At 65.8% G+C, this 16,864-nt stretch carries 15 protein-coding genes; 10 read left to right on the top strand and 5 right to left on the bottom strand.

Annotation, left to right across the window (positions count from 1 at the left end; all coding sequences use genetic code 11):
- Positions 1-18 precede the first annotated feature (18 nt).
- From L0C21_RS03050 to L0C21_RS03025, 6 genes are all read left to right on the top strand, one after another.
- The gene (locus L0C21_RS03050) at positions 19-1,455 is read left to right on the top strand and encodes a protein adenylyltransferase SelO family protein (RefSeq protein ID WP_259276962.1); all 1,437 of its coding nucleotides are present in this window, start codon (positions 19-21) and stop codon (positions 1,453-1,455) included.
- An 82-nt stretch (positions 1,456-1,537) separates the two neighbouring features.
- The gene (gene ppa / locus L0C21_RS03045) at positions 1,538-2,080 is read left to right on the top strand and encodes an inorganic diphosphatase (RefSeq protein WP_259276961.1); all 543 of its coding nucleotides are present in this window, start codon (positions 1,538-1,540) and stop codon (positions 2,078-2,080) included.
- 209 nt (positions 2,081-2,289) lie between these two features.
- Positions 2,290-3,084 (top strand): hypothetical protein, encoded by a 795-nt coding sequence (locus L0C21_RS03040; protein WP_259276960.1) that lies wholly within the window; start codon positions 2,290-2,292, stop codon positions 3,082-3,084.
- A gap of 135 nt (positions 3,085-3,219) precedes the next feature.
- Positions 3,220-4,869 (top strand): thiamine pyrophosphate-binding protein, encoded by a 1,650-nt coding sequence (locus tag L0C21_RS03035; protein ID WP_259276959.1) that lies wholly within the window; start codon positions 3,220-3,222, stop codon positions 4,867-4,869.
- A 60-nt stretch (positions 4,870-4,929) separates the two neighbouring features.
- Entirely contained in the window at positions 4,930-6,432 is a 1,503-nt protein-coding gene (amaB, locus tag L0C21_RS03030; protein ID WP_259276958.1) for an L-piperidine-6-carboxylate dehydrogenase, read from the top strand.
- Positions 6,433-6,640: 208 nt separating this feature from the next.
- Entirely contained in the window at positions 6,641-8,560 is a 1,920-nt protein-coding gene (locus L0C21_RS03025; protein ID WP_259276957.1) for an alpha/beta hydrolase family protein, read from the top strand.
- 71 nt (positions 8,561-8,631) lie between these two features.
- Here L0C21_RS03025 and L0C21_RS17075 read toward each other — a convergent pair whose 3' ends face one another.
- The 4 genes from L0C21_RS17075 to L0C21_RS03005 are packed head-to-tail and all read right to left on the bottom strand — an operon-like array spanning position 8,632 to position 10,622.
- Complete coding sequence (locus L0C21_RS17075; RefSeq protein ID WP_510380957.1) at positions 8,632-9,471, bottom strand: DUF5710 domain-containing protein; 840 nt, start codon at positions 9,469-9,471, stop codon at positions 8,632-8,634.
- A gap of 48 nt (positions 9,472-9,519) precedes the next feature.
- A complete protein-coding gene (locus tag L0C21_RS03015) occupies positions 9,520-9,717 on the bottom strand; it encodes a GNAT family N-acetyltransferase (RefSeq protein ID WP_374940244.1) in 198 nt (65 codons plus the stop codon).
- On the bottom strand, positions 9,632-10,090 hold the full coding sequence (locus L0C21_RS03010; RefSeq protein ID WP_259276954.1) for a GNAT family N-acetyltransferase: 459 nt from the start codon (positions 10,088-10,090) through the stop codon (positions 9,632-9,634). Before L0C21_RS03010 ends, L0C21_RS03015 begins: the two co-directional genes overlap by 86 nt.
- 28 nt (positions 10,091-10,118) lie before the next feature.
- Positions 10,119-10,622, bottom strand: coding sequence for an Lrp/AsnC family transcriptional regulator (locus L0C21_RS03005; protein WP_259276953.1), 504 nt, complete (start codon positions 10,620-10,622; stop codon positions 10,119-10,121).
- A gap of 102 nt (positions 10,623-10,724) precedes the next feature.
- On the opposite strand from L0C21_RS03005, the gene L0C21_RS03000 reads away from it, so the two are divergent.
- From L0C21_RS03000 to L0C21_RS02985, 4 genes are read left to right on the top strand one after another with little or no spacing between them, the layout of a single operon-like run.
- Positions 10,725-11,981, top strand: a complete 1,257-nt coding sequence (locus tag L0C21_RS03000) for a hydrolase (RefSeq protein ID WP_259276952.1) — start codon at positions 10,725-10,727, stop codon at positions 11,979-11,981.
- Positions 11,978-13,066: an arginine N-succinyltransferase gene (gene astA, locus L0C21_RS02995; RefSeq protein ID WP_259276951.1), complete on the top strand. Its 1,089-nt coding sequence runs from the start codon at positions 11,978-11,980 to the stop codon at positions 13,064-13,066. The genes L0C21_RS03000 and astA overlap by 4 nt, the downstream gene beginning before the upstream one ends.
- Positions 13,053-14,534 (top strand): succinylglutamate-semialdehyde dehydrogenase, encoded by a 1,482-nt coding sequence (gene astD / locus L0C21_RS02990; protein WP_259276950.1) that lies wholly within the window; start codon positions 13,053-13,055, stop codon positions 14,532-14,534. Before astA ends, astD begins: the two co-directional genes overlap by 14 nt.
- A 21-nt stretch (positions 14,535-14,555) precedes the next feature.
- Entirely contained in the window at positions 14,556-15,845 is a 1,290-nt protein-coding gene (locus L0C21_RS02985; protein WP_259276949.1) for an N-succinylarginine dihydrolase, read from the top strand.
- Between the two features lie 164 nt (positions 15,846-16,009).
- On the opposite strand, the gene L0C21_RS02980 is transcribed toward L0C21_RS02985, so the two are convergent.
- Complete coding sequence (locus tag L0C21_RS02980) at positions 16,010-16,843, bottom strand: universal stress protein (RefSeq protein ID WP_259276948.1); 834 nt, start codon at positions 16,841-16,843, stop codon at positions 16,010-16,012.
- Positions 16,844-16,864 lie beyond the last annotated feature (21 nt).

The raw sequence follows: 16,864 nt of genomic DNA, 5'->3' as shown, positions 1-16,864 counted from the left end.
GGTGAATGAAGGACTCCCATGACCAAGGCCGAGTATCAGCCCGCGCAGGACATTCTCACCCTGGGCGAGGCGTTCTACGATGCCGTCGAGCCCGCCGACTTTCCCAAGCACATCATTCGCTTCCGCAACCAGCGCTGGGCGGAGCGGGTGGGGCTGGATGACCTCTCCGACGCGGAGTGGATCAACCACTTCGGGCGCTTCCAGCCGTTGCCGGGCTCCCTCCCGAACCCGCTCGCGCTGCGCTACCACGGCCACCAGTTCAGGGTTTACAACCCGGATATCGGCGACGGGCGCGGCTTCCTCTTTGCCCAATTGCGGGACGTAGAGGACCACCGCCTGCTCGACCTCGGCACCAAGGGATCGGGCCAGACGCCCTACAGCCGCTTCGGCGATGGCAAGCTCACGCTGAAGGGCGGCGTGCGCGAGGTGCTGGCGACCGAGCAGCTGGAAGCGCTGGGGGTTTACACCTCCAAGTCCTTCTCGCTCATCGAGACCGGGGAGGCACTCACCCGCCACGACGAGCCCTCGCCCACCCGCTCCTCCGTGCTGGTGCGCCTGTCCCACAGCCACATCCGCTACGGCACCTTCCAGCGGCTGGCCTATTTCAGCCTGGCTGATGAAATGATCCAGCTTACCGACTATGTGCTCGCCCGCTACGTGCCGGACGCGCCGGGGCCGGAGACGGCGCTGGAAGAACGGGTCTCGGCCCTTCTCGATCACGCGGTCAAGGGTGCGGCAAGGCTGGTCTCCAGCTACATGGCGGCCGGGTTCGTCCATGGCGTTCTGAACACCGACAATATCAACATCACCGCCGAGAGCTTCGACTACGGCCCCTGGCGCTTCGCCCCCATCTACGACCTCGCCTTCACTGCCGCCTATTTTGATGAATACGGCCTCTACGCCTATGGCCGGCAGGCGGAGGCGCTGCACTGGAACGTCTACCAGCTGGCCAAGGCGCTGCTCACCATCGTGCCCAAGGAGGTGGTAACGCCGGTGCTGGAGACCTTCCCCGAGCACTTCGAGAATGAGTTGGTTTCCGCGATTTTCCGGCGGCTCGGGGTCGTCCCCGCCGAGGACGAGCAGCGCAACCTCGCGCTCCTCCAGGCCATGGAGCGGTTCCTTATCGATACGAAAGTGGGGCTGGAGCGCTTCTATTTCGACTGGTACGGCGGCTCGCTTTCCGAGGGTCGCCGCGACAAATCGTCCGCCGCCAACACCTACGCGGGCGAGGACGCCGCGCCGTTGCGCGAGCAGATCGCCACCTTCCAGCCGAGCGATGCGGCGCGGCAGAACCTCGCCCACCCCTATTTCGCGGAGGAAAACCCCTGCACAATGCTCATCGACGAGGTGGAGGCCATCTGGGCGGCCATCGACGAGCGGGACGACTGGGAGCCCTTCAACGCTAAAATCGCCAGCATTCGCCGCATGGGCGAAGCCTACGGCCGCAAACCCTGAAATCCCAAAAACGCGTTGCGTGCTGCGGGTGCGAAGCGCTATCCCCCCGCGCGTGTAGTTTCCCCGTTGAAGGACGTTCCGCATGGATATTCGTTACATTCCGGTCGGCAAGAACCCGCCCGAAGAGATCAACGTCGTGATCGAGATCCCGGCAGGCGGCGCGCCTGTGAAGTATGAGATCGACAAGAAATCGGGTGCGCTGTTCGTCGATCGTTTCGTCAACACCGCCATGGTGTACCCGGCCAACTACGGCTTCGTGCCGCACACCCTGTCGGAAGACGGCGACCCCGTTGACGTGCTGGTGCTGACCGATACCCCGGTCGTGCCGGGCTGCGTCATCCCCGCCCGCCCCATCGGCGTTCTTCACATGGAAGACGAAGCCGGCAACGACGAGAAGATCCTCGCCGTCCCCATCGCCAAGCTGAACCCGGTTTACGCCAACGTGCAGAGCCACGACGAGCTGCCGCCGATCCTGCTGGAGCGCATCGCCCACTTCTTCCAGCACTACAAGGACCTGGAAAAGGGCAAGTGGGTGAAGATCGTGAAGTGGGACGGCCCCGAGGCCGCCCGCAAGGCGATCGTTGAAGGCGTCGAGCGCGCCGGCGGCAAGCTGACCGCCGCCTGAGCGGTTGCTTGGGATTTTAAATGCAGGAGGGTCTTGGACCCTCCTGCACCTCCCCTTCGTTAGAACGGGCCGCGCCCGGTCAGACCGGGTGCGTCCCTAAAAACGAATGGGGGATTTTTTAAGGGGGTTTGCGACCCCCTTATATTTTTTGCGGAACAAATAGCTGCTAAACCCTAGGATGTTACGCAAACAAATGTGCAGGCATTCTGATGGCAGTAACGCGCCCCTATCGCCGTATTATACGCCAGTTCGCCGACGGTGATTATGCTGAAGGTGGCCGCTGGATGTATATTCGGCATCCCAAATATGCGACGGATCCAGCGCATTTCATCCGCTCCTTCCTGATGATCCAGAGGGACCTCCAGAGTCTCCTCGATTTCATTGAACCCGCAGATACGAATCTCCAGACCTATTCTTTCAGGATTCACCAGCTTCTGATGGCTACTTGCATGGAAATCGAAGCTAACTTCAAAGCGATATTCTTTGATAATGGCTGTGATCTAGGCAGCAAGGGCAACATTAAAACCTACGAACAAGTAGGAAAATCACACCAATTATCTGGATATGAAATAAAACTGCCTCTATGGCGCGAGCGGACAATGATCTTAAGACCATTCAGAAACTGGCCTAATGCCATAGGAAAAGGCCCAAGCTGGTATCAAGCCTACAACAATCTAAAGCATAACCGGCATGAGAACTTCGCTCAAGCCAACCTTGAGAACCTGCTCAATGCAATCGCCGGGCTTGCCATCTTGCTGACAGCCCAATTTCAACATGAAGCGTTCTCGTCTGGGCCTGATTTTTTATCTATTTCTTTGGAGGCAGACACAGGCGGATTTGAGTCCTGTATCGGCGACTATTTCACGGTTCGCTACCCTACAGACTGGCCTGAAAACGAGCGCTATGATTTTGACTGGCGACAATTCAAATCAGAGAAGGACCCCTTCGTAAATTATCCGTATCGCGGCCTAGAGAAGCGCTGTCATCAGAAAAAAGAAACTTAACTTCCTATAAAATCGGCCTCTTACTGTCCTGCAACCAACGCTTTGCTGCCCAGCTTGGCGGAATGCCTGCCAGGGGCCCGGCGGCCTGCCAGTCTGCCGATTGACTCCGGCACACCGGCATCGCACCACGGCTGTATGGCCGAAACCATCCGCACCGCCGCGCAACAACTGGTCGATTGTCTCATCGCCCAGGGCGCAACCCATGCCTTCTGCGTTCCGGGCGAGAGCTACCTCGCCGTGCTCGATGCGCTGCATGACGTTCAGGATCGCATCCGGCTCATCACCTGCCGTCACGAAGCGGGGGCCGCCAACATGGCGAGCGCCTACGGCAGCCTGACCGGCCGCCCCGGCCTCTGTTTCGTCACCCGCGGCCCCGGCGCGACCCATGCCGCCATCGGCGTGCACACCGCCCGGCAGGATTCCATCCCGATGATCCTGTTCATCGGTCAGGTGGCGCGGCAGGACCGGGACCGCGAAGCCTTTCAGGAGGTGGACTACCGCCAGATGTTCGGCACGCTGGCCAAGTGGGTGGCGGAGGTGGACGACCCCAACCGCATGGCCGAATATGTGGACCGCGCCTATGCCGTCGCCATGAGTGGCCGCCCCGGCCCGGTGGTGCTCGCCCTGCCGGAGGACATGCTGGTGGAGCCGAGCACGGGTCCCACCTTCGGACGCGTGGAGCCCGCCGTCTCCGCGCCGGCGCTTTCCTCCATCGAACAGCTGAAGGCGCTGCTGGCGGGCTCGATGCGCCCGCTGGTGCTGCTGGGCGGCAGCGGCTGGAGCGAGGAGGGGCTGGCCAACCTCAGGATTTTCGTGGAGGCGAACGACCTGCCGGTCGCCACCACCTTCCGCCGCAAGTCCCTGTTCGACAACACCCACCCCAATTACGCGGGCGACCTGGGCATCGGCCCCAACCCACGGCTCGCCGAGCGGGTGAAGGACGCAGACCTGCTGCTGGTGTTCGGCTCGCGCCTTTCGGAGATGACGACGAGCGGCTACACCCTCATCCAGCCGCCGGTGCCGCAGCAACGGCTCATCCATATTCATCCGGATGCGAACGAGCTGGGCAAGGTCTACCAGCCGGTGCTCAGCATTGCCTCCAGCCTTGATGAAGCCGCCCATGCGCTGGCCGCCATCCGGGTGGACGCCGCCGCCTGGGCGGGCGAGGCGGCCCGCGCCCATGCCGATTATCAGGACTGGATCAGGCCGGTCGTGGTAGGCGAGGGCGTGAACCTTGCGGAGGTGATGGCGCATCTGGACCGCACCCTGCCGCACGATGCCATTCTCACCAACGGCGCGGGCAACTTTGCCGCGTGGCTGCACCGCTTCTACCAGCACCGGCGCTACCGCACCCAGCTTGCGCCCACCAGCGGGGCCATGGGCTACGGCCTGCCCGCCGCCATCGCCGCCAAGATCGTGCACCCGGAGCGCACCGTCGTTTGCGTGGCGGGGGATGGGGATTTCGTCATGTCCGTGCAGGAACTGGCGACCGCCGCCCAGTATGGCGTCAACATCATCGTGCTCATCGCCAACAACGGCGTCTATGGCACCATCCGCATGCACCAAAGTCGGGAGTATCCGGGCCGGGTTTCCGGCACGGTCCTTGCCAACCCGGATTTCGTGGCGCTGGGCGCCAGCTTCGGCTGCTTTGCAGCAAAGGTGGAGCGCACGGAGGATTTTGCCCCGGCCTTCGAGGCGGCCGTTGCCAGCAATCGCCCGGCCGTGCTCGAGCTGCCGGTCAGCGCCCGCCACATTGCGCCGGGCAAAACGCTGAGTGATCTTTAAATCATCGAACTATCTTTGTTTCCTCGAACCGCTTTTGAATTCCCCAAAGGAGTAGACAGCATGGTGGATGTGACCGGTTATCTCGATGCGATGGGCGTTCCGCGCACCCTCTATGCCGAGGGCGATCTCGTCGCCCGCTCGCCCATCGACGGCAGCGAGACCGGCCGCCTGAAGATGGACACGCCCGCAAGCGTCACGGAGAAGATCGGCCAGAGCGTCGAGGCCTTCCGCGCCTGGTCGCGTGTGCCAGGCCCGGTGCGTGGCGAGCTGGTCCGCCGCCTCGGCGATGCGCTGCGCCAGCACAAGGAGCCGCTGGGCCGCCTCGTCTCCGCCGAGAGCGGCAAGCCCCTCTCCGAAGGGCTGGGCGAGGTGCAGGAAATGATCGACGTGTGCGATTTCGCCCTCGGTCTTTCCCGCCAGCTTTACGGCCTCACCATCGCGACCGAGCGCACCAACCATCACCTGCGCGAGATGTGGCACCCGCTGGGCCCCGTCGGCATCATCTCGGCGTTCAACTTCCCGGTCGCCGTGTGGTCGTGGAACGCGGCGCTGGCGCTGGTGTGCGGCGATTCCATCCTCTGGAAGCCGTCCGAAAAGACGCCGCTGACAGCCATCGCCGTGCAGCACCTGATGGAAACCGTGGCGGCGGACTTCCCGCAAGCCCCCAAGGGCCTCTCCCAGCTCATCATGGGCCGGGCGGATGTGGGCGAGGCGATGACCGCTGATCCCCGCGTGCCGCTTGTCTCGGCAACGGGCAGCACCCGCATGGGCCGGGCCGTGGCGCAAACGGTCGCCGCCCGCCTTGGCCGCACGCTCCTGGAGCTGGGCGGCAACGCCGCCACCATCGTCTGCCCGTCGGCGGATCTGGAACTGGCGGTGCGGGCCGTCGCTTTTGGCGCGGCGGGCACCACCGGCCAGCGCTGCACCACGCTGCGCCGCCTCATCGTACATGACTCGGTTTACGACGCGCTGGTGCCGCGCCTGAAGGCGGCGTTCGCGTCGCTGCCCATCGGCGACCCGCTGGATGCGAAGAACCTGCTCGGCCCGCTCATCGACGAGGGCGCTTACGAGGCCATGAAGCACGCGCTTGAGCAGGCGAAGGCCGAGGGCGGCGCCATTACCGGCGGCGAGCGCATCGAGCGGGTGCCGGGCGGCGTCTACGTCACCCCGGCGCTGGTGGAAATGCCGGAGCAGACGGCAATCGTCCGCGAGGAAACCTTCGCGCCCATTCTCTACGTGCTGCGCTACACCGACTTCGAGGAGGCCATCCGCCTGCAGCGGGACGTGCCGCAGGGCCTCTCCTCCTCCATCCTGACGACGGACATGCGCGAGGCAGAATACTTCCTCTCCGCCCAGGGCAGCGACTGCGGCATCGCCAACGTCAACATGGGTACGTCGGGCGCCGAGATCGGCGGCGCGTTCGGCGGCGAGAAGGAGACCGGTGGCGGCCGCGAATCCGGCTCGGACGCCTGGAAGGCCTACATGCGCCGCCAGACCCAGACCATCAACTACGGCCGCGATCTGCCGCTGGCCCAGGGCGTCAAGTTCGAGATCGACGCTTAGAGCCTCTGCAAGCCTCAACGGCACGGAAGAACACCGGCGGGAGTCAGCTTCCCGCCGGTGTTTTTTTGGAAGATATATCCTCCCCCCACCCCGGCGTTTTGCCTTGGCCCATATAGTTGCTTTGAGCTAACTATTTCGGCTGAGAAACTTGTTGCCGGGGGGCTGTAACATGGGGAAACGTTGCTGGGCGGCAGCCTTGGCGGCTGCAATGATGCTGTTGGGGAGCGTGCCGCCACAGGCGGCGGTGGCCGCAAACGCGAACAGCGCGCAGCCTGCGCTTATTCCAACCGAAGACTTTGCCCAGCTTCCCGTCATCAGTGCGCCTGAGCTGTCGCCGAGCGGCACGATGCTGCTCGGCATGGTGAGGCGCGGAAGCGAGGAGCCCAAGGAAACCCTTGGGGTCATCGACCTGTTCGGCGACCAGCATCAGTTCTTTCCCGTGTCCGACGGCTACGAAGTCGCGTGGTATCGCTGGGCGGGCAACGGCAAGGTACTTATCAGCCTCGGCCGCAATCAGAAGTTTCGGGGCAACGACATTTACGTCACCCGTCTCGTCGCCTTCGATCTGGCGACCCGGGAGACGAAATTCGTCGGCAAGCGGACGCAGGGCATCGTTGGGGATGACGTGCTTTACGTGGACCCGGACGGCAAGTGGCTGCTGCTCTCCATCCAGAAGACGCTGGAGGATTACCCCGCTGTCTACCGGGTGGATCTGGAGACGGACGACATGGAGCTGGTCGTCGGCCAGCGGGCAGGCGTATGGCAGTGGTTCGCGGACAGTGCCGGCGTCGTGCGTGGGGGCTATTCCTTTACGCAGCAGGGGTATTCGCTCTTTTACCGCAGTAGGGACGGCGACCCGTTGCGCCGGATCGACAAGGTTCGCTACGACGGCCCCGCCAGCATCATCGACGGGTTTGTGCCGGTGCCGGACAGCGACGAGGGTTACGTTCTCTCCAGCGAGCAGACGGGGCGCCGCGCCGTCTACCGCTTCGACTTCGCGACCCTGACGCTCGGCGAGCGGCTGTTCGAAAGCCCGACCAATGATATCAGCAACATCAGCCTCGCCCCGGACAAAAAATCATTGCTGGCCGCCTATTACACCGACGAGCGCCATCGGGTGGAGTGGTTCGACCCGGCGCTGAAGGAGCTTCAGGCCGCCCTCGACAAGTCCGTTGCGCCGCAGCGGGCCTCGATCGTCTCCCGCAGCCGCGACAACACGCGCCTCCTCGTTCACGTGTCCAGCCCGGACAACCCGGGCAACTACTATCTGTTCCAGATGGCCACGGCCACCATGAACCGCGTCGCCGCCGTGAACGAGAAGTTGCGGGGCAAGACGCTCGCCAGTCCGAAGCCGATCTCCTACAAGGCCCGCGACGGGCTGGAGATCCATGGTTACCTCACCCTGCCGCCGGGGCGCGAGGCGAAGGGCCTGCCGCTCATCATCATGCCCCATGGCGGCCCCTATGGCGTGCGGGACAACGACGCCTACGACCCCGACGTGCAGTTCCTCGCCAACCGCGGCTATGCCGTGCTGCAACCCAACTACCGGGGCTCGGGAGGCTATGGCTGGGCGTTCGAGGAGCGCGGCGACGGCCAGTGGGGCCGGGCCATGCAGGACGATCTGGACGACGGCATGGACTGGCTGGTGAAGGAAGGCATCGCCGACCCCAAGCGCGTCTGCATCGTCGGCGCCTCCTACGGCGGTTATGCCGCCCTGTGGGGCGCGACCCGCAACCCGGAGCGCTATCGCTGCGCCGCCAGCTTCGCCGGGGTTACCGACATCGCCCGGCAGCTGCGCTATTCGCGCGACTTCTTCTACAGCGGCACGGAGGCGCGGGTCTGGAAGGAGCGGGTGCGCGGCGACAAGGACGCGGACATCGACGACTTCTCACCGCTCAGGCAGATCGACCGCCTGCAGGTGCCGGTGTTCCTCGCCCACGGCGACGACGACCAGCGCGTACCACCGGAGCAGTCCATTCTCTACGCCAGGGCGCTGGAGAAGGCGGGCAAGCCGCACGAGTTCTACCTCTATAAGGACGAAGGCCACGGCTTCTCCCACATGTCCAACCGCAAGGCCTATTTTAACCAGCTGGAAGCGTTCCTCCGCAAGCACAACCCACCGGATTGAGCTTCGTCGCCGTTAGCCGTTAACAACACAAAAAACACTGGCGGGAGTCAGCTTCCCGCCGGTGTTTTTCGTCACTCTCGGAAGAGGGATTTAAAAAAGCGCATAATCTTGCCCGATTGGCGTTGGGGCACTGGAGCCACGTCAGGCCTCTGTGATGCGACAGGTTCGGGCGGGTTAAGCTGACCGGAAGAAGGCGGCACTTCTTCCATCACATTCAACAATCCAGCTCGTGCCGCCGCCATTGATACGAGTTCCTGATTTGCGATCGCAGCGCGGCGAAGCCCCTCCTCGTCTGGTTGAAAACCATGGGTGCGAGTGACCCATGAGTAATCTACGCGCCACTGATGCCTCGACCGCCGTTCCCATTGTCGAAATGCAAAATCAGCCGCCTTTTCTGCTTCGCTCCGGCTCCACCGGTTGATGTGCATTACCCACTCGAAAGCCTCCTCCTCGTTGCCATCGACCATGGTCTTTCCCCAGTGTCGGACACGGTGACACGACGGGCAAAGGGCAATGACACCCTTTAAGGTCTGGGTGAGGGTAGCATCATCATATTCCCATGCCTCATCAGCCTCTACGGGCCACTTGGGGCCACGCCCTCCGCACACACGGCAGCGATTGCCAGCAGAAGCGTAGGCATGTCGGCGAACAACGTCCCATTCTTCTTTCTTAAGGACGGCCCGTAGGTTCTTCCCCCATGAGGTCTGCGGGACCATCCATGGACGGATGTATGGTGGCTCCACATCCAGCCGGTACATACGCGGGACAAAAGGGCGAAGCTGCGCGTATAAGTGAGACGTGAGCTGGGCAGGCTCGCAGATCCAGGCTCGGAGCTCTGGATCCCATTTTGCGCCAGCGCGGCGAGCTTCATCTTTCCGATTGTAAGGAACGCATAGGGGTATCCTGTCCATTTATCCTGGTTACCCGATGCCAATTCCAGGATCCAGACCGACCAACGATCAGAGATGCTTTACCAACCCCTCCCACCCCTTGCGGTCGAGGCGGTAGAGGACGTGGCGGCGGAGCCAGTTGCCCTCGGGCACGAGGGGGTGGTCGAAGTCGAGGGCGGGCTCATGCCGGAAACCGATGCGCTGCATCACCCGCTGGGAGGGCTCGTTCGGCACGGCGGTGAAGGAGACGATCTCCTCCAGCCCCAGCCGGGTGAAGGCATCGTCGCGCACGGCGCGGGCCGCCTCGGTGGCGTAGCCCTGCCCCCCACGCGGACCGCATCAGCCGCCAGCCGATCTCGACGCAGGGCGTGAACGCCGCCTCGAACCGGGGCACGGAGAGGCCGACGAAACCGATGAACGGCGCGCCGCCCTTTTCCTCCACCGCATAGAAGCCGAAGCCGCGCTCCGCCATCATCGCCATGATGCGGTCCACCATGGCGTTGCTCTCTTCGGGCGTGTAGGGCCGGGGGAAGTAGCGCATCACCTCCGGGTCCGCGTTCATGGCGGCGAAAGGGGCGCGGTCTTCGCCCCGCCATTCCCGCAAGGCAAGGCGCGGCGTCTCAATAACAACAGTCGACATGCAATGAGTCCTTTGAGTTGAATCCGGCTCAGCCCTTGCGTGCCCCGCCTGGCGGCCGGACCCCGTCTATCGGATAGCCGGTGAAGCGCTTCACCTCGGCCATGCGGATGAGGGAGGTGATCTTGGCGACGCCGAAGTCTCCCGCCAGCACCGCATCCGCAAGCGTCCGCCAGGCGTTGATATCCGGCACCGCGACTTTCAGGAGATAATCGAAGTTGCCGCTCACCTGCGCCGCCTCGATGACGGCGGGCAGGGCAGCGATCCGCTCCTCGAAGCGGGCGAAATCCTGCGGGTGGTGGCTGGCCAGGGTCACGCCCGCATAGATCACCACCGTTGGCTGCACCCGCTCGATATCCACCGCCGCATGCGCGCCGAGAATCAACCCCGCCGCCTCCAGCCGCCGCACTCGCGCAAGGCAGGCGCTGGGCGACAGGTTCACCCTTCCTGCCAGCGCCTGGTTGGTCATCCGCGCGTCCTGCTGGAGCGCGTGGAGAATCCGCCGGTCAGTGGCATCGAGAGTGGCTTGCCTCATATTATTACGCATACACCGAATTTTCTGCGGCGAAAAGCACAGCCTTTCGTAACCCCTGCGGCGGCAGGCGTGACAATATCTGTGCCGGAAGGATTAATCCCCATGCTAGGTTCAATGACGCGCATCGATACTCGCGAACAGGCCGCGCTGGACTGGATCGACGGCCAGAGCAACGCCATGATCGATACCGTGCGCCGGTGGAGCGCCATCAACTCCGGCAGCCGCAACCTCGCCGGGCTGGCCCGCATGGCCGACGTGCTGCGCGAGGCCTTCGCCCCGCTTGGCGGCGACCTGCGGCTGGTGGACCCCGCGCCTGCCCATGCCGTCACCGCCGACGGCCGCCTCGCCCCCCTTGAGCACGGGCGCATCCTGCGCCTTTCCAAGCGGCCGGAAGCGCCCATCCGCGTGCTGCTGGCCGGCCATATGGACACGGTGTTCGCGCCCGACCACCCGTTCCAGACGCCGCAGGACTTACGCCCCGGCGTCATCAACGGGCCGGGCGTTGCCGACATGAAGGGCGGGCTGCTCGTGATGCTGCACGCCTTGCAGGCGCTGGAGCGCAGCCCGTGGGCGGACCGGCTGGGCTATGAGATCGTCATCAACGCCGACGAGGAGGTCTCCTCCCTCGGCTCCGCCCCCGTTCTGGCGGAGGCGGCACGCAGCGCGCACCTGGGGCTGGTCTACGAGCCCGCCATGGAAGACGGGCGGCTGGCGGGCGCGCGCAAGGGCATCGGCTCGTTCAGCATTGTGGCGGAGGGCCGCTCGGCCCACGCCGGGCGCAACCCGCAGGAAGGGCGCAACGCCGTGCTCGCTGTCGCCGACGCCTTCGTGCGGCTGGCGGCGCTCACCGGCGCAAAAGAGGGCCTGACGGTGAACGTTGCCCGCATGGAGGGCGGTGCGCCGACCAATGTGGTGCCAGCCTCCGCCGTCGGCCGGTTCGAGATTCGGGTGAAGACTCACGCGGACATGCACTGGGCGCAGACGCAGGCGGAGCGGATCATCGCCGAGGTCTCCGCCGCGCGGGATGTTGCGCTCACGCTCCACGGCCGCTTCAACCGCCCGCCCAAGCCGATGGACGAGCGACAGGCCGCCTTGTTCGCGGCGGTGAAGCTGTGCGGAGAGGACTTGGGCCTGCCAATCCACTGGGCGGCGACCGGCGGCTGCTGCGATGGCAACAACCTCGCCGCCGAGGGCCTCGCCGTTGTGGACACTTTGGGCGTACGCGGCGGAGCCATCCATTCGTCTGATGAGTTTCTTGTTACCGAGAGCCTGGCCGAGCGCGCCCGGCTTTCAGCATTGCTTCTGATGCGGCTGGCTTCCGGGACGCTTCCGGTTCCGCCGCGGGGGGACCGTCCGTGAGCCCGAACGCAAGCGAGAAACTGATCGCGAACCAGGCCGTGCGCGCCGAAGCGCGGGGCGGCGCTTTTCGTGTTCGCATGGCCCGGCCGGAGGATATCGACGCCCTCTACCAGTTGTCGCTCAAGACTGGCGGCGGCTTCACCAACCTGCCGCCCAATCGGGACGACCTTGCCCGCCGGGTGAACGCCAGCGTGGCCGGTCTGTCCCAGGCCGCCGCCGAGGGCTCGGGCGAGCTTTACATGCTGGTGCTGGAAGACGTGGGCACCGGTGCCGTCTTCGGCACCGCCAGCCTGTTCACCCGGCTGGGCGTTGAGTGGCCGTTCTACAGCTACAAGATCACCCGCATCTCCCAGACCTGCAAGGAGCTGGGCAAGTCGCTCACCTCCGACGTGCTGCACCTGGTCAACGACTTCGACGGCTGCTCGGAAGTGGGCGGGCTGTTTCTGGAGCCGGAGCGGCGCGCCGCCGGCGCGGGCCGCCTGATCGCCCGCAGCCGCTACCTGTTCCTTGCCGCCCACCGGTCACGCTTCGCCGCCAAGATCATCGCCGACCTGCGCGGCTATCAGGCGGAGGATGGCAGCTGGCCGTTCTGGGAGGGGCTGGGCCGCCACTTCTTCGACATGGAGTTCGAGGACGCGGACCGCTTCAACAGCCTGCACGGCAACCAGTTCATCGCCGACCTGATGCCCAAATATCCCATCTATGCGCGCCTGCTGCCGCCTGCCGCCCAGGCGGCCATCGGCCGCCCGCACCGGGATGGGGAGCGGGCCTATACCCTCCTCGCCGAGGAAGGCTTTCGCTACGAGGGCTATGTGGACATCTTTGACGGCGGGCCGACCGTTGTCGCCTACGCCGATGACCTGAAGGCGGTGAAGGATCACCACCTCTCCGAAGTGGCGGGCGTGCGCCCGCTCGATAGCGAGACCAGCCTCGATGCGCTGGTGGCCGTCGGCCGGGGCGCGGATTTTCGCGCTGCGCGCGGGCGGCTGGAACTTCTTCCCCACAGCGCCGTGATGGTGGACGAACCCCTGGCCGCCTGTCTCGGCCTCAGCCCCGGCATGGAGATCCTGCATGTCACCTTTTGACAAGACCGGCGTGCCCGCGCCTCTGACCGATCAGGCGGGCGCCGAAGCCGGCGCGCTTCTCGTTTCCTACGACCCCTCGACCGGCGCGCCGGTGTGGCGCGGCCCGGTTGCCACCGAGGCGCAGGTTTCCGCCGCCATCGCGGCCGCGCGCAGTGCCCTTCCTGATTGGGCGCGCCGTTCGTTCGAGGCGCGGGCCGCCATCGCCACCACCTACGCCGAGCGGATGCGCGAGCGGAAGGAAGAGCTGGCCCGCCTCATCTCGCAGGAAACCGGCAAGCCGTTCTGGGAAGCGCAGACGGAAATCGACAGCGTCGCCGCTAAGGTGGAAATCTCCATCCGCGCCTATGGGGAGCGCACCGGCACGAAGGTGCAGGAGGCGGGCGGGATGCGCCAGCGCGTCGCCCACAAGCCGCACGGCGTGCTGGCGGTGCTGGGGCCCTACAACTTCCCCATGCACCTGGCCAACGGGCACATCGTGCCCGCCCTCTTGGCGGGCAACACGGTCGTCTTCAAGCCGAGCGAGGAGACGCCCGCCTGCGGCCTTGCCATGGCCGAGGTGTGGGAGGAAGCGGGCCTGCCCGCCGATGCGCTGCGCGTGGTCAACGGCGGGGCAAGCACCGGCCGGGCGCTCGCCGGGCACCCGGATATCGATGGCCTCCTGTTCACCGGCTCCATGCCGACGGGCCTTGCGCTCCACCGCCAGTTCGCCGAGACGCCGAACAGAATCCTCGCGCTGGAGATGGGCGGCAACAACCCGCTCGTCGTGTGGGGCGTCAGCGACGCGGAAGCGGCCGCCCACATCATCGCCCAATCCGCTTTTCTCTCCGCCGGGCAGCGCTGCACCTGCGCCCGCCGCCTCATCCTGCCCGCAGGGGACGAGGGCAACCGGGTGCTGGATGCGCTGGTGGGCGTGACCGAGCGGCTGATCGTCGGCGCGCCGTTCGACGAGCCCCAGCCGTTCATGGGCCCGGTCATCAACCGCAACGCCGCCCGCCGCCTACTCGCCGCGCAGGAGGGAATGCTGGCCGCCGGGGGCAAGCCGGTGAAGCTGATGACCCACCCCATCGAGGACAGGCCGTTCCTCACCCCCGGCATCATCGACGTCACCCACGTCGCCTCCCGCCCGGATGAGGAGCATTTCGGCCCGCTCCTGCAGGTGATCCGCGTCACCGATTTCAGCGCCGCGCTCGATGAAGCCAATGCCACCCGCTATGGCCTTGCCGCCGGGTTCATCGGGGAAGACGAAGCGCTTTACACCCGCTTCTGGGCCGAAACGCGCGCCGGGGTGCTCGCCTGGAACCGGCCGACGACCGGGGCGGCCTCCGCCTCCCCCTTCGGCGGCGTGGGGCTTTCCGGCAATCACCGGCCGAGCGCCTACTATGCGGCCGACTACTGCGCCTATCCTGTCGCCAGCCTGGAGCAAAGCGCGCCGGGCGCCCCCATCCGCACCGGCCTGAAGCCAGCCTGACAACCGAAGAGTCCGCACCCTATGTCCTACAGGGAAATCAATTTCGACGGGCTGATCGGCCCGACCCACAACTACGCCGGCCTCAGCCTCGGCAACGTGGCCTCCGCCGCCAACGCGGGCGAGGTTTCCTCGCCGCGGGCCGCGGCGCTCCAGGGCCTCGCCAAGATGAAGCAGCTGTTGGATCTGGGCCTGCCCCAGGGCGTGCTGCCGCCGCAGGAGCGCCCCCATGTGCCCGCCCTGCGGATGCTGGGTTTCGACGGCTCGGATGCCGCCGTGTGCGCGGCGGCTTTCGCGGCGGACCCGGCCCTGTTCCGCAACGCCTTTGCCGCCTCTTCCATGTGGACGGCCAACGCCGCCACCGTCTCCCCCAAGCCGGACACGGCGGACGGGCGCGCGCATATAACCGTCGCCAACCTCGCCTCCATGGCCCACCGCTCGCTGGAAGCGCAGGAGACGGAGCAGTGGCTCCGCATGGCCTTCACGGACGAACAGCATTTCTGCGTGCACGCACCGTTGCGCTACGGCGTCCACTTCGGGGATGAGGGCGCGGCCAACCACATGCGTCTGGCGCCCGCCCACGGCGCACCGGGCGTTGAGGTGTTCGTCTACGGCGAGGAGAAAGGCGGCCGCTTCCCGGCGCGCCAGCGCAGGCGGGCGAGCGAGGCCGTGGCGCGCCTCCATGGGCTCGACCCCAAGCGCACGCTGCTCGTTGCCCAGTCCGACACCGCCATTCAGGCCGGGGCCTTCCATAACGACGTGGTGGCGGTCGCCAACGAACAGGTGCTGTTCGCCCACGAGCACGCCTTCGAGGACAAGGCGAAGTTCTACGCCGCGCTGGAGGAGGCGCTGCCGGGCGTCGTCATCATCGAGGTGCCGTCAAGCGAGGTGGGGCTGGAGGACGCCATCCGCTCCTACCTGTTCAACTCCCAGCTCGTCACGCTTCCAGAAGGCGGCATGGCGCTGGTGATGCCGCAGGAGTGCCGGGACAACCACCGCGTCTGGGACTACGTGCAGAAGCTGCTGGCCGCCGACAACCCGATCCGCGAAGCCATCGTCATCGACGTGCGCGAGAGCATGCGGAACGGCGGCGGCCCCGCCTGCCTGCGCCTGCGCGTGCAGGTGGACGAGGCAGCGCTGGCCGCCATCGACCAGCGTTTCCTGCTGGACGACGCCAAGTGGGAGCGGCTGTGCCGCGTGGTCGAGGAGCACTGGCCCGAGCGCATCACCCCCGGCGACATCGGCAACCCCGCCCTCTGGGACCAGTGCTGGGCCGCCCGCCGCGCGCTTCTCGCCGCCATGCGGCTGGCGTAGTTTTCTCAAGGATTATCTCGCAGGAGGGGCTTACCCCTCTTGGCAACCTCCCTTTCCATTTAGGGCCGCGCCTTTCATGCAGGACACGGCCCTTTCAAAAAACGAATAGGGAGGTCGCAGGGGAACGAGTTCCCCCTGCAAAAATCTCGCGGGAACCCCACCCCTCAATGCGACAGCAGCACCGGCATGGTGGCGTTGGCGAGCACGTCGCGCGTCGCGCCGCCCAGCAGCATTTCCCACATGCGGGAGTGGCCGTAGGCGCCCATCACCAGGAGGCGCGCGCCCTGATCGCGCGCGAAGGTCTGGAGGACTTCACCGATGGGGCGGCCCTGGCTGTCCAGCCGGTGCACATCCACGTTTCGCACGTGGCGGGCCAGATGCGCCGCCAGGCCCGCGCCCGGCTCCTCGCCGTGGCCGTCGTCGCTGGGCACGGCATCGACCACGGCCACATCCACCCGCTCGGCGGCGCTGATGAGGTCCATGGCGTCGTGCACCGCCCGCACCGCCTCGCGGCTGGCGTTCCAGCCGATCATCACCTTGTCCAGCGGCAGGTGCGCCCGCTCGGGCACGATGATGAGCGGGCGGCCCGTCTGGAAGACGATGCTCTGCACCAGCCGGTCCCACATGCGCCCGTCGCCGTACGAGCCGCGATGGCCGACCAGCACCAGATCGGCGTAGCGGGCGTGCACCGCCGCATCCATGGGCAGGATATCCAGGTCAACGATAATGGTGCGGACCTCGTGGGGAACGCCCGAAGCGCCCAGCCGCTCGCGCACGGCGGCGCACGCGGCCTCCGCCACCTCGGTCTGACGGCCGACCTCGGTCTGGTATGCCTCGAACACGACCGTGCCGAGCAGGTATTCCTGATAGAGCGGCACGCCCGCGCACACGACGGCGGTGAGATGGGCGCTGTTGGCCCGCGCCAGTTCAACCGCGAATTCAAGGGCGGGCGACTCCGCCCCGGTTTCGCCCAGCAGCACCAGAATGTCTTTCAGCATGGCAGGGTCCCCGTTTCACTT

The sequence above is a fragment of the Pedomonas mirosovicensis genome, assembly GCF_022569295.1.
Taxonomy (GTDB): domain Bacteria; phylum Pseudomonadota; class Alphaproteobacteria; order Sphingomonadales; family Sphingomonadaceae; genus Pedomonas; species Pedomonas mirosovicensis.
Note: the sequence above shows the minus strand (reverse complement) of the source record. Positions and strands in the feature narration are given on the sequence as shown.